The sequence below is a fragment of the Paraburkholderia sp. 35.1 genome (genome assembly GCF_050436525.1).
GTDB classification, from domain to species: domain Bacteria; phylum Pseudomonadota; class Gammaproteobacteria; order Burkholderiales; family Burkholderiaceae; genus Paraburkholderia; species Paraburkholderia tuberum.
In genome coordinates this window covers 367,895-379,534 of the sequence record NZ_JBNDMJ010000003.1, presented here as the reverse complement: position 1 = coordinate 379,534, position 11,640 = coordinate 367,895, and the positions used below count along the sequence as shown (strand labels likewise).

13 protein-coding genes are annotated in these 11,640 nt (G+C 65.1%); 10 read left to right on the top strand and 3 right to left on the bottom strand.

The features are described 5' to 3' along the window. Nucleotides 1–77 precede the first annotated feature (77 nt). Nucleotides 78–1,361, top strand: coding sequence for a phosphopyruvate hydratase (eno, locus tag OKW27_RS21720; RefSeq protein WP_018417543.1), 1,284 nt, complete (start codon nucleotides 78–80; stop codon nucleotides 1,359–1,361). A gap of 114 nt (nucleotides 1,362–1,475) precedes the next feature. Then, a complete protein-coding gene (ftsB, locus tag OKW27_RS21715; RefSeq protein WP_090800763.1) occupies nucleotides 1,476–1,913 on the top strand; it encodes a cell division protein FtsB in 438 nt (145 codons plus the stop codon). A gap of 95 nt (nucleotides 1,914–2,008) precedes the next feature. Here the strand turns inward: ftsB and OKW27_RS21710 are convergent, their stop codons facing one another. From OKW27_RS21710 to OKW27_RS21700, 3 genes are all read right to left on the bottom strand, one after another. After that, nucleotides 2,009–2,371 (bottom strand): hypothetical protein, encoded by a 363-nt coding sequence (locus OKW27_RS21710; RefSeq protein WP_429334813.1) that lies wholly within the window; start codon nucleotides 2,369–2,371, stop codon nucleotides 2,009–2,011. Between the two features lie 198 nt (nucleotides 2,372–2,569). Continuing rightward, nucleotides 2,570–3,520, bottom strand: coding sequence for an Hsp33 family molecular chaperone HslO (hslO, locus tag OKW27_RS21705; RefSeq protein ID WP_090800759.1), 951 nt, complete (start codon nucleotides 3,518–3,520; stop codon nucleotides 2,570–2,572). A 63-nt stretch (nucleotides 3,521–3,583) separates the two neighbouring features. Beyond that, entirely contained in the window at nucleotides 3,584–4,108 is a 525-nt protein-coding gene (locus OKW27_RS21700; RefSeq protein WP_090800758.1) for a gamma carbonic anhydrase family protein, read from the bottom strand. A gap of 279 nt (nucleotides 4,109–4,387) precedes the next feature. Between OKW27_RS21700 and OKW27_RS21695 the strand changes: the two genes are divergently transcribed. From OKW27_RS21695 to dapA, 8 genes are all read left to right on the top strand, one after another. Continuing rightward, nucleotides 4,388–5,293, top strand: a complete 906-nt coding sequence (locus OKW27_RS21695; protein ID WP_429336578.1) for a ferritin-like domain-containing protein — start codon at nucleotides 4,388–4,390, stop codon at nucleotides 5,291–5,293. 69 nt (nucleotides 5,294–5,362) lie between these two features. Then, entirely contained in the window at nucleotides 5,363–6,247 is an 885-nt protein-coding gene (locus OKW27_RS21690; RefSeq protein WP_429334812.1) for an alpha/beta fold hydrolase, read from the top strand. A gap of 178 nt (nucleotides 6,248–6,425) precedes the next feature. Further along, a complete protein-coding gene (locus OKW27_RS21685) occupies nucleotides 6,426–7,256 on the top strand; it encodes a 3',5'-nucleoside bisphosphate phosphatase (protein WP_429334811.1) in 831 nt (276 codons plus the stop codon). A gap of 113 nt (nucleotides 7,257–7,369) precedes the next feature. Then, the gene (locus OKW27_RS21680) at nucleotides 7,370–8,005 is read left to right on the top strand and encodes an L-threonylcarbamoyladenylate synthase (RefSeq protein WP_090800752.1); all 636 of its coding nucleotides are present in this window, start codon (nucleotides 7,370–7,372) and stop codon (nucleotides 8,003–8,005) included. Nucleotides 8,006–8,061: 56 nt separating this feature from the next. Beyond that, nucleotides 8,062–8,724 carry a site-2 protease family protein gene (locus tag OKW27_RS21675; protein ID WP_090800750.1) on the top strand — a complete coding sequence of 221 codons (663 nt, stop codon included), beginning with the start codon at nucleotides 8,062–8,064 and terminating at the stop codon, nucleotides 8,722–8,724. Between the two features lie 6 nt (nucleotides 8,725–8,730). Then, the gene (locus tag OKW27_RS21670; RefSeq protein ID WP_090800748.1) at nucleotides 8,731–9,933 is read left to right on the top strand and encodes a tryptophan--tRNA ligase; all 1,203 of its coding nucleotides are present in this window, start codon (nucleotides 8,731–8,733) and stop codon (nucleotides 9,931–9,933) included. Nucleotides 9,934–9,961: 28 nt separating this feature from the next. Continuing rightward, nucleotides 9,962–10,564, top strand: a complete 603-nt coding sequence (locus OKW27_RS21665; RefSeq protein WP_090800746.1) for a class I SAM-dependent methyltransferase — start codon at nucleotides 9,962–9,964, stop codon at nucleotides 10,562–10,564. Between the two features lie 43 nt (nucleotides 10,565–10,607). After that, on the top strand, nucleotides 10,608–11,525 hold the full coding sequence (dapA, locus tag OKW27_RS21660) for a 4-hydroxy-tetrahydrodipicolinate synthase (protein WP_184004131.1): 918 nt from the start codon (nucleotides 10,608–10,610) through the stop codon (nucleotides 11,523–11,525). Nucleotides 11,526–11,640: the final 115 nt, after the last annotated feature.

Here is an 11,640-nt window from a genome sequence, read left to right as displayed (position 1 = left end):
GCTGTCTGTCGGGGAGACCGGCAGGCACGCGATGCAAGGTCACAGTAAAGAATTCAACGTCATCCTTTGAGGAAACCATGAGTGCTATCGTAGACATCATCGGTCGAGAGATTCTCGATTCGCGAGGCAACCCCACCGTCGAATGCGACGTGCTGCTCGAGTCGGGCACGATGGGGCGCGCGGCCGTGCCGTCGGGCGCGTCGACCGGCTCGCGCGAAGCGATCGAACTGCGCGACGGCGAAGCCGGCCGCTACGGCGGCAAGGGTGTGCTGAAGGCCGTCGAGCACATCAACACGGAAATCTCCGAAGCGATCATGGGTCTCGACGCTTCCGAGCAGGCGTTCCTCGACAAGACGCTGCTCGAGCTCGACGGCACCGACAACAAGTCGCGCCTCGGCGCGAACGCGATGCTGGCCGTGTCGATGGCCGTCGCGAAGGCCGCGGCTGAGGAGGCCGGTCTGCCGCTGTACCGCTACTTCGGCGGCTCGGGCGCGATGCAACTGCCGGTGCCGATGATGAACATCGTCAACGGCGGCGCGCATGCGAACAACAGCCTGGACATCCAGGAATTCATGATCGTGCCGGTCAGCCAGCCGAGCTTCCGCGAAGCACTGCGCTGCGGCGCCGAAGTGTTCCACGCGCTGAAGAAGATCCTGTCGGACCGCGGCATGAGCACGGCAGTCGGCGACGAAGGCGGCTTCGCACCGAACTTCGGCAGCAACGAGGAATGCCTGTCCACTATTTTGCAAGCCATCGAGAAAGCAGGCTACCGCGCCGGTGAAGACGTGCTGCTCGCGCTCGACTGCGCGGCCAGCGAGTTCTACCACGACGGCAAGTACCAGCTCGCGGGCGAAGGCCTTCAGCTGTCGTCGACGGAATTCGCGGACTACCTCGCGAACCTCGCCGACAAGTTCCCGATCGTGTCGATCGAAGACGGCATGCACGAGGGCGACTGGGAAGGCTGGAAGACGCTGACCGACAAGCTCGGCAACAAGGTCCAACTGGTCGGCGACGACCTGTTCGTGACGAACACGCGCATCCTGAAGGAAGGCATCGAGAAGGGCATCGCGAACTCGATCCTGATCAAGATCAACCAGATCGGCACGCTGACGGAAACCTTCGCGGCGATCGAAATGGCCAAGCGCGCGGGCTACACGGCGGTGATTTCGCACCGTTCGGGCGAAACTGAAGACTCGACGATCGCGGACATCGCCGTCGGTCTGAACGCCGGCCAGATCAAGACAGGTTCGCTGTCGCGTTCCGACCGCATCTCGAAGTACAACCAGCTGCTGCGTATCGAGGAAGATCTCGGCGATATCGCGAGCTACCCGGGCAAGTCGGCCTTCTACAATCTGCGCTAAGCGGTCTTCGCCAGATTGTTCACGCCGATCGATGAGCCGGTTATCCTTCGTTTCTGATTGACCTCGCCGCCCTGCGTATAGCGCAGGGCGGCGCGTATTTATTGTGCTTACTTCATGCGGCTTGTCACTGCTGTCCTGATCGTTCTGCTGGCGTTGATCCAGTACCCGCTCTGGTGGGGGCACGGCGGCTGGCTGCGCGTGCACGAGTTGCAGGGACAACTCGCGCAGCAACTGCAGAAGAATGCCGACGCGAAGCTGCGCAACGAGCGCATCCAGGGCGAAGTGCAGGACCTGCAGAATGGCACGGCCGCGGTCGAAGAGCGGGCGCGCTACGAAATGGGCATGGTCAAGGACGGCGAAGTGTTCGTGCAGTTCGTGTCGCCGAACCAGCCGTTGCCGTTGGCGAATACGCCGTCGGCGAACACCTCGACGCGCGGTGAGGTGTCGGCCGCGCCGCTGCATGTGGTGCCGAATCCGGAGTCGCGCGCGAAGCCGGATCGCAAGCATGGCGGGAAGGCAGCGGCTGCGAAGGAGAAGAAGCCGGTGCACTGAGGTTCGATATTTCGCATCGGCCTCGCAGGAAGGCGCAAAAAAAGCGCGGTTCATCCTGAACCGCGCTTTTTTGTTTTTATGCTGCCGTGTTCGCCCTACCAGCCCCAATACGGCCCGAACCCGACGCCGATCCCGGTTCCCCAGCCACGTCCCCAGCCGCCGCTCGAGAAGCCCGCGGAAAACCTCACGGGCGGCGAACGCGAGTAATAGCGCGACCAGGCTTGCGCGGCGGCGTCCGCGGCCATCGTCTGATTCTGTTCGAACATGACCTGTTGCTCGATCGCGTCATAGCGCGCGCGTTCCTCCGGTGTCAGCGTCTGCGTATGACTGATGGCTTCGGCCTGATCGGGCGGCAGACGGCTCAGAATCGGCGCTGGGCCAGGCGGATCGATCGAGCAGCCGGCCAGCACCGCGCTGCCCGTGAGGACGGCAAGGATCAACGAAAGCGTGTGCTTCATGGTCGAATCTCCATCGGTCCGAGGCTCGAGCAAGCGTCTTCCAACGCGCAGCGCCGCATCCTTCCAAAGTATCAACGCCGCGCTCAAAAGCAACGCGCCGCCCGAGCCGTGACGAGGCATGAGGCGGCGCGGTCAGGACTTGCGTTGAAGAGCCCGATCAGTTCACGGGCACATACTCCGCTTCGGCGAAAGCGCGGTCTAGTGCCGCTGCGCGGCCGCCGGCGTCACACCTTGTGAGAGTCCGCCGGCCACGAAAAGTTGCGCGACGTCGACCGGGTCGAACTCGTAGCGCTGATTACAAAACTCGCAGTGAATCTCGACGTGGCCGCGTTCCTCGATCACGCTGTCGACTTCATCGCGGCCAAGCATCTTCAGCATCGCGCCGACTTTTTCGCGCGAGCACGTGCATTCGAAGCGCGCAGTAACCGGCTCGAAATGCTGGACGTTTTCCTGCCAGAACAGGCGTCGGAACACCGTCTCAGGTTCTTCCTTCAGCAGCTCGTCGTGCGACAGCGTGCCGCCGAGCGTGCACACGCGTTCCCACGTATCCGCGTCGAGCTCGCCCGGATGCGGGACGATGCCGCCGTCGCCCGGCAGTTTCTGCAGCAGCATGCCGACCGCGCGCTCGGTGTTCGCCGCGAGCCACATGCGCGTGTCGAGCTGCTCGGAGTGATGCATATAGTGCTCGAGCACCTCGGCGATCGACTTCAGCGCTCCGTCCACGCCCGACAGCGGCACGATACTCTGGTACGGCTGCTGGCCGGGCTGCTTGGCGGTCGGGTCGAGCGTGATCACGCAGCGGCCGTAGCCGCTCGCGTTCACCAGATCGATGAGCGAGGTCGTGTCGTCGATCGTATGGGCGGCTTCGCCGGACAGCTTCGCGGTGGCGCGCATCGTCAGGTTCGAGCTGCACTGCACGACCAGCATCTTGACCGGGCCATCGCCGAAAATCTGCATGACGAGCGTGCCGTCGAACTTCAGGTTCGCCGACAGCAGCGCGCACGCGGCCATCATTTCGCCCAGAATCGTTCGCACGGGCGCCGGATAATCGCGGCGCGTCAGCACGTCCTGCCAGGTATTGCGCAGGGAAACGATCTCGCCGCGCACCGGCGCCGCGCTGAACATGAATTTTTGCAACTGGTCGCTCACAACTTTTCCTCGCTGGAATGACGCGGCATGACGCCGCGCCTTTGCGCACCGCGCGCCGGCCGTCTAGCCGATGCGTACGAGCTGCGCCTTGAAATACTCGCGGCGCCCGGCATAGCTTGCCGCGCCGCGCTGTATGTTGGCGATATCCGCTTGCGTCAGTTCGCGCACCGCCTTCGCGGGCGCGCCGAGGATCAGCGTATTGTCGGGAAACACCTTGCCCTCGGTGACGATGGCGCCCGCTCCGACCAGACAGTTGCGGCCGATCACCGCGCCATTCAAGACCACCGCCTGAATTCCGATCAACGCGCCTTCCTTGATCGTGCAGCCGTGCAGCATCGCCTGATGGCCGATCGTCACGTTCGACTCGACCGTCAGCGGATAGCCGGGGTCGGTGTGCAGCACCGCGCTTTCCTGCACGTTGCTGCCGGCGCCGATCGTGATCGGCTCGTTGTCGCCGCGCAGTGTCGCGCCGAACCACACGCTCGCGTTCTCCTCGAGCGTTACGTTGCCGATGATGTTCGCCGAATCCGCGACGAACACGCTTTCATGAATGATCGGGGCGGCTTCGCCCAGCTTGTAAATCGTCACAATGTCTCCTTGTTGGTCAGAGCCGGGCCTTCGGTGACTCCGATCCTGTGCACGATGATGGTCTGATCGGTTGCCACGCATGGGCGGGGCGGCGCGCAGCCGGCGCGGTGCGAGGTTGGCGGTCTTGCGTCGCCAACTGACGGGCGTGCCCGAAAGCGCGCCGGTTGGTCGAATCGGGTATTGTAAACGGTTGTGTGCATGAGCCGCTTGGCCGCTCGCGCGCGGCTCAGCCGCCGTCTGTCCGCCGTCTTTACCGCCTCCAACGCCGATCCGTTTGTCATGACGTCCGCTGCTTCGCCCGTTTCTGTCGCTTCTCGCGCATCGAATTCTCTCGACGAGCCGCCGTGCGCGCGCCGCGCCGCGCTCGCCGCGTTGCGCGAGCGGGATCCGGCCGCGAAGGCCGCGGCGGCCACCGAGTTGTACGCTGCGGTACTCGACGGTCGCGCTCTCTGTGACTCCGGCCTCGATCTCGCCGAGCCCGCTGGCCTGCCGGGCCGCCCCGAACGGCCCGAACTGGTCGAACCGCGCCAACTCGGTCGACGCAGCATGCAGTCGCCGCAGGGCCGCGCGGTGCTGCTCCACGCGCTCGCCCACATCGAGTTCAATGCGATCAATCTGGCGCTCGACGCCATCTGGCGTTTCCCCGGCATGCCCGCCGGGTTCTATACCGACTGGCTCAAGGTCGCCGCCGAAGAGGCGTATCACTACTCGCTGCTCGCCGCGCGTCTCGCCGAATATGACCACGCGTACGGCGACTTCCCGGCGCACGGCGGCCTATGGGACATTTGCGAGCGCACCCGTGGCGACGTGCTCGCGCGCATGGCACTCGTGCCGCGTACGCTCGAAGCGCGCGGCCTCGACGCGTCGCCGCCGATCCGCGCGCGTCTGCAGCAGGCCGGCGATCACGCGTCGGCGGCGATTCTCGACGTGATCCTGCGCGATGAAATCGGCCACGTGCTGATCGGCAACCGCTGGTTCCGTCACCTGTGCGACGCGGACGGCCTCGATCCGCACCACACCTATCTGCGTCTCGCCGACCAGTATCACGCGCCGAAACTGCGTGGCCCGTTCAATTTCGAAGCGCGCCGCGACGCTGGTTTCGACGATGCCGAACTCGCCGCGCTCGCGAGTCAGGATGCGCAGCAAGCCATGCAGGCAACGGACGACCGAGCATCGCGTCAATAAACCGTTACCACTTCTTGCGCCGCTGTTCCTATAATCGAACGACCATTCTTTTTTACGGGTGCGCCGTTCATGAATACATCCCGCTCTGAGTTCGTTGCCGCGCGCGGCGTCCGGCTGCACGTGCGGCGCTGGGGCCATCCCGATGCGCGGACACTGTTCATGCTGCACGGCTGGATGGACGTCGGCGCGTCGTTCCAGTTCGTCGTCGATGTGCTCGGTGGCGACTGGCAGGTGATCGCGCCCGACATGCGCGGCTTCGGTCTGTCCGACTGGCCGGTCGCCGAGCGCGGCGGCGGCAGCTACTGGGTGCAGGACTATCTCGGCGATCTCGACGCGCTGATCGACCGCTACGCGCCCGACGGCCAGGTGAACCTCGTCGGTCACAGCATGGGCGCGAACGTCGTGTGCCTGTATGCGGGCGTGCGGCCGCAGCGGGTACGGCGCGTGGTCGATCTGGAAGGCTTCGGGCTCGCACCATCGCATCCGGCGCAGGCGCCGAAGCGCCTGCTCAACTGGCTCGACGAATTGCGCGATCCACCGCAGCTCAAGCGCTATGCGTCACTCGACGAGGTCGCCGCGCGCCTGATCAAAACCAATCCGCGCCTCGTTCCGCGGCGTGCGCAATTTCTCGCGCAGCACTGGTCGAAGCCGGATGGCGAAGGGCGCTTCATGCTGCTCGCGGATCCAGCGCACAAGGTCCGCGGCCCGACGCTGTATCGCCTCGACGAGGTGATGGCGGTGTGGCGTAAGGTCAGCGCGAAGGTGCTGCACGTCGAGGCCGCCGGCTCGCCGACGCTCGCGCAGATCGCCGGCGACATTCCGCTCGACGAATTCAAGGCGCGTTTCCAGGCGTTTCCCGATTGGCGCGAGAAGATCGTCGACGGCGCGGGGCACATGGTGCATCACGACCAGCCGGAGCAGATCGCCGCGTTGATCGAGGGGTTCTGCGCCTGACACCGCGCCTGAAGCTACGTTTGAAACGGCGCTCGTGGGTCGCCCGGAGGTCGCGGGATCGGCGCTGACTGGTCTTGACCTCGCGGCACGCCGGCAACCGGCACTGGCGTCGCGAGATACCCCTGCGGCCCCTTACTGCATTGCAGTAAAATGACCGCAGAACCCTTCTAGGACCACGATGAACGCCGATCTTCACTGCCACTCCACCGTTTCCGACGGCCAGTTCGCGCCGGCCGACGTCGCGCGCCGCGCGCACGCTAACGGCGTGACGCTGTGGGCGCTCACCGATCACGACGAAGTGGGCGGCCAGCACGAGGCGCGCACCGCGGCCGAGGCTCTCGGCATGGATTACCTGAGCGGCGTCGAGATTTCGGTCACGTGGGCGGGGCGCACCGTGCACATCGTCGGACTCGGCATCGATCCGGGCAGCCAGATCCTGATCGACGGTCTCGCCCGCACGCGCGACGGCCGCGCCGCGCGCGCCGAAGCAATCGGCGAGCAACTGGCCACGCTCGGCATTCCAGACGCGTACGAGGGCGCGCTGCGTTACGTGTCGAATCCCGACATGATGTCGCGCACGCATTTCGCGCGCTTCCTGGTCGAGCACGGCCACTGCGCAAACACCCAGGAAGTGTTCGACCGCTATCTCGGCGACGGCAAGCCGGCTTACGTCGCGCACCGCTGGGCTAGGCTCGCCGACGCACTCGGCTGGATCCAGGCCGCGGGCGGCGTCGCGATCGTCGCGCATCCCGGTCGTTACGCATATTCGCAACTCGAATTCGACGCGTTCTTTGGCGAATTCATCGACCTCGGCGGCGAGGCGATCGAGGTCGTGACCGGCAGCCACACGCCCGACCAGTACCGCGAATATGCGGTCGTCGCGCGTCGCTATGGCTTCGAGGCCTCGCGCGGTTCCGACTTCCATGCGCCTGGCGAAGGCCGCATCGAACTCGGTGCACTGCCGCCGCTACCCGCCGATCTGAAGCCCGTTTGGGAACGCTGGCTGTGACCGCGCGCCGTGCCGGAGAGGCACGGCGCACGCGCGGGCCGGCTGGATGCGGCACGCGCTCTGCTCGCCGCAGCCCATCCGCCGCAGTTCGTCTGCCGCCATCGTGAGTCTCCATGTCCCAATACTTTCGGCTTCACCCCGACAATCCGCAACCGCGTCTCGTCAAGCAGGCCGTGCAAATCATCAACGGCGGCGGCGTGGTCGCCTTGCCGACCGATTCGACCTACGCGCTCGCCTGCCGTCTCGACGACAAGGATGCGGTCGAACGCCTGCGGCGCATCCGCGGACTCGACGAAAAGCAACTACTGTCGCTGCTCGTGCGTGATCTGTCGGAGCTCGCCAATTTTGCTATGGTGGACAACTGGCAGTACAGGCTGCTTAAGTCGGTGACCCCGGGTCCGTACGTGTTCGTGCTGCAGGCCACCAAGGAAGTGCCGCGGCGCGTGTCGCATCCGTCGCGCAAGACGATCGGCCTGCGCGTGCCGGATCACGCGATCACGCTCGCGATTCTCGAGGAACTCGGCCAGCCGCTGCTCGGCTCGACACTGATCATGCCCGGCGAAACCGAGCCGCTGAACGACCCCGAAGAAATCCGCGCGCGGCTCGAAAAGCAGCTCGATCTGGTGATCGACGGCGGCGCGTGCGTGTGCGAGCCGTCCACCGTAATCGATCTGACCGGCTCGGAGCCGGTGCTGGTGCGGGCAGGGCGCGGCTCGCTCGCGCCGTTCGGTCTCGAGGAAACGGCGTGAGCGTCGTGAGCGAAAGCGGACAGACACGCACGAGCGCATTGTTACAATAGCGAGCTATGGATTCTTCCCTGATACAGACGATTGCGGTGTACGCGCTGCCGGTGATCTTCGCGATTACGCTGCACGAGGCTGCGCACGGCTACGTCGCGCGCTGGCTCGGCGACAACACCGCGTACGTGCTCGGCCGCGTGTCGCTGAACCCGATGCGGCACATCGATCCGCTCGGCACGATTGCCATTCCGCTGCTGCTGTACTTCGCGACGAGCGGCGCGTTCGTGTTCGGCTATGCGAAGCCGGTGCCGGTCGCGTTCGGCAATCTGCGCAACCCGCGCTGGGGCAGCCTATGGGTCGCGGCGGCCGGGCCCATGTGCAATTTCATCCAGGCGCTGTTCTGGGGCGTGTTCGGCGTTGCGCTCGCGGGGCTCAATGTCAACGAACCGTTTTTCACGCGCATGGCGGGCGCGGGCGTCGGCGTCAATCTCGTGCTCGGCGTGCTGAACCTGTTTCCGCTGCCGCCGCTCGATGGCGGCCGCGTGGTGATGGCCCTGTTGCCGCCGAAGCAATCGATCGCGTTGTCGCGGCTCGAGCCGTACGGCTTTTTCATCGTGATGGCGCTGGTGATGACGGGTACGCTCACGCGTTTCTGGTTGAGGCCACTCGTGACGCTCGGGTATAGCGCGATCACCGCAATTCTGACTCCACTTGTTTCGCTTTTCTAAATAACCATGTTCCCAGACCGTATCTTCTCCGGCATGCGGCCCACCGGGTCGTTGCACCTCGGCCACTATCACGGCGTGCTGAAAAACTGGGTGCGGCTGCAGTCCGAATACCCGTGCTTCTTCTGCGTGGTCGACTGGCACGCACTGACGACGCACTACGAAACGCCCGAAGTGATCGAAAAGAACGTGTGGGACGTGCTGATCGACTGGCTCGCTTCCGGCATCGATCCGGCGCAGGCGACGCTGTTCATCCAGAGCAAGGTGCCCGAGCATGCCGAGCTGGCGCTGCTGCTCGGCATGAGCACGCCGCTCGGCTGGCTCGAACGCGTGCCGACCTACAAGGAGCAGATGGAAAAGCTGAAGGACAAGGACCTGTCCACCTACGGCTTCCTCGGCTATCCGGTGCTGATGGCGGCGGACATTCTGCTGTATCGCGGCTCGCTCGTGCCGGTCGGTGAAGACCAGGTGCCGCACGTCGAGATGACGCGCGAAATCGCCCGTCGTTTCAACTACCTGTACGGCCGTGAGCCGGGCTTCGAGGAGAAGGCGAACGAAGCCGCGAAGAAGCTCGGCGGCAAGCGCTCGAAGCTGTATCACGAGTTGCGCAACGCGTATCAGCAGGAAGGCGACGACGAAGCGCTCGAACGCGCGCGGGCGATGCTGCAGGAATCGCAAAGCCTGTCGATGAGCGATCGCGAGCGCCTGTTCGGCTATCTCGAAGGTTCGCGCAAGATCATCCTCGTCGAGCCGCAGGCGATGCTGACCGAGGCGTCGCGCATGCCGGGTCTCGACGGCCAGAAGATGTCGAAGTCGTACGGCAACACGATCGGCCTGCGCGAAGACGCGGAAACCATCACGAAGAAGGTCCGCACGATGCCGACCGACCCCGCGCGCGTGCGCCGCACCGATCCGGGCGACCCCGACAAGTGTCCGGTGTGGCAGTTGCATCAGGTCTATACCGACGAAGCGACCCACGAGTGGGTGCAGAAGGGCTGCCGCTCGGCAGGCATCGGTTGCCTCGATTGCAAGCAGCCGGTCGTCGAAGGGATTCTGCGCGAGCAGCAGCCGATGCTCGAGCGCGCGCAGAAGTACATGGACGACCCGTCGCTGTTGCGCGCGATCGTCGCCGATGGCTGCGACAAGGCACGCCGGTTCGCGACCGAAACGATGCGCGACGTCCGTGAGGCGATGGGGCTGTCGTACAACTGATGCGCACCCGACGCACCGCGGTGCTGCGATGAGCACGCCCGTTACCAGTGGCTTGCATGGCCTCGGTGAACCGTCGCGCTGGGTGCGTCACTGGGCGCACCTGATCGCGCCGGGCGGCGCGGTGCTCGACGTCGCGTCGGGGGCCGGGCGGCATGCGCGCTTTTTTGCGTCGCTCGGCCATCCGGTCACCGCGATCGATCGCGACGCGGCTGCTCTCGACCTGCTGCGCGACGCGCCGCTCGTCACACCTCTCGTGGCCGATCTCGAAGGCGCGACGTGGCCACTACCGGCCGATGCGGCGTTCGCCGCCGTCGTGGTCACCAACTACCTGCACCGGCCGCTTTTTCCGCAGTTGCTGCGCGCGCTCGCGCCCGGCGGCGTACTGGTTTACGAGACCTTCGCGCAAGGAAACGAAAGCGTCGGCAAACCCTCCAATCCGGCGTTTTTGCTCGCGCCTGGCGAGCTGCTCGACACCGTGCGGGGCCACCTGCGGGTGATCGCATTTCAGGACGGATTTCTCGCCGAGCCGCGTCCGGCCTACGTTCAGCGCATCTGCGCGGTTCGGGAAACGGCCCGGGCGCATGATCCCGCACGGGCAACAGCGCCACCTTGTTACGAGTTGGCTGGCTAATCCGCTACAATCGCGGTTTACCTGATCATATTCATGGCGTTTCATGACTAACGGCAACCACAGCGGTCACCAGGACGGCGTTCAGATCCGCGGCAGCATTCCTGCCATCATCACTCCGATGCTCGAAGACGGCAGCCTCGATCTGCCGGCGTTTCGCAAACTGATCGACTGGCACGTCGAGGAAGGCACGAATGCGCTCGTCGTGGTCGGCACGAGCGGCGAGTCGGCCACGCTGTCGGTCGAAGAACACGTGCTGATGGTCAAGACCGCAGTCGAGCACACCGCTGGACGCATTCCTGTCATCGCGGGCGCGGGTGCCAATTCCACCGCTGAGGCGATCGAACTCACGCAACACGCGAAGGACGTCGGCGCGGATGCCACGCTGCAGGTCGTGCCGTACTACAACAAGCCGACCCAGGAAGGCATTTACCGCCATTTCGCGAAGATCGCCGAAACCGTCGATCTGCCGGTGATTCTGTACAACGTGCCGGGCCGCACCGTCGCCGACATGAGCAACGAGACCATCCTGCGCTGCGCGCAGGTGCCGGGCATCGTCGGCGTGAAGGAGGCCACGGGCAACATCGACCGCGCCGCGCATCTGATCAAGTCGGCGCCGGCGCATTTCGGCATCTACAGCGGCGACGACCCCACCGCGATCGCGCTGATGCTGCTCGGCGGTCACGGCAATATTTCGGTCACCGCGAACGTCGCGCCGCGCGCAATGAGCGAACTGTGCAAGGCCGCGCTCGCTGCGGACGTGAAGACCGCGCGCGACATTCATCTGAAACTCCTGTCACTGCACAAGTATCTGTTTGCCGAAGCGAATCCGATTCCGGCGAAGTGGGCGCTGCAGCAACTGGGGCGTGTGCAGGGCGGCATCCGCCTGCCGCTCACGCCGCTCGATGCGCAATACCACGAAGTGGTGCGCGGCGCGCTGCGCGAAGCGGGCCTGCTCGGCTGAACGGGCCGACCGTCCCGCCGCCCACGCAAGACCGCCACCGGCATTTCATTAACCGACGTCGCTTCAGCCCACGTTCCCGGCAGATCGAACGAGGCATCGCGTTCCAGCATCACGA

What these genes read in the sequence shown, in the direction of transcription:
- OKW27_RS21675 (WP_090800750.1), top strand. Translation starts at nt 8,062, where the DNA reads ATGGATTCTTCCCTGATACAGACGATTGCGGTGTACGCGCTGCCGGTG.
- OKW27_RS21665 (WP_090800746.1), top strand. Translation starts at nt 9,962, where the DNA reads ATGAGCACGCCCGTTACCAGTGGCTTGCATGGCCTCGGTGAACCGTCG.
- OKW27_RS21710 (WP_429334813.1), bottom strand. Translation starts at nt 2,371, where the DNA reads ATGAAGCACACGCTTTCGTTGATCCTTGCCGTCCTCACGGGCAGCGCG.
- eno (WP_018417543.1), top strand. Translation starts at nt 78, where the DNA reads ATGAGTGCTATCGTAGACATCATCGGTCGAGAGATTCTCGATTCGCGA.
- dapA (WP_184004131.1), top strand. Translation starts at nt 10,608, where the DNA reads ATGACTAACGGCAACCACAGCGGTCACCAGGACGGCGTTCAGATCCGC.
- OKW27_RS21680 (WP_090800752.1), top strand. Translation starts at nt 7,370, where the DNA reads ATGTCCCAATACTTTCGGCTTCACCCCGACAATCCGCAACCGCGTCTC.
- OKW27_RS21690 (WP_429334812.1), top strand. Translation starts at nt 5,363, where the DNA reads ATGAATACATCCCGCTCTGAGTTCGTTGCCGCGCGCGGCGTCCGGCTG.
- ftsB (WP_090800763.1), top strand. Translation starts at nt 1,476, where the DNA reads ATGCGGCTTGTCACTGCTGTCCTGATCGTTCTGCTGGCGTTGATCCAG.
- OKW27_RS21695 (WP_429336578.1), top strand. Translation starts at nt 4,388, where the DNA reads ATGACGTCCGCTGCTTCGCCCGTTTCTGTCGCTTCTCGCGCATCGAAT.
- OKW27_RS21685 (WP_429334811.1), top strand. Translation starts at nt 6,426, where the DNA reads ATGAACGCCGATCTTCACTGCCACTCCACCGTTTCCGACGGCCAGTTC.
- OKW27_RS21670 (WP_090800748.1), top strand. Translation starts at nt 8,731, where the DNA reads ATGTTCCCAGACCGTATCTTCTCCGGCATGCGGCCCACCGGGTCGTTG.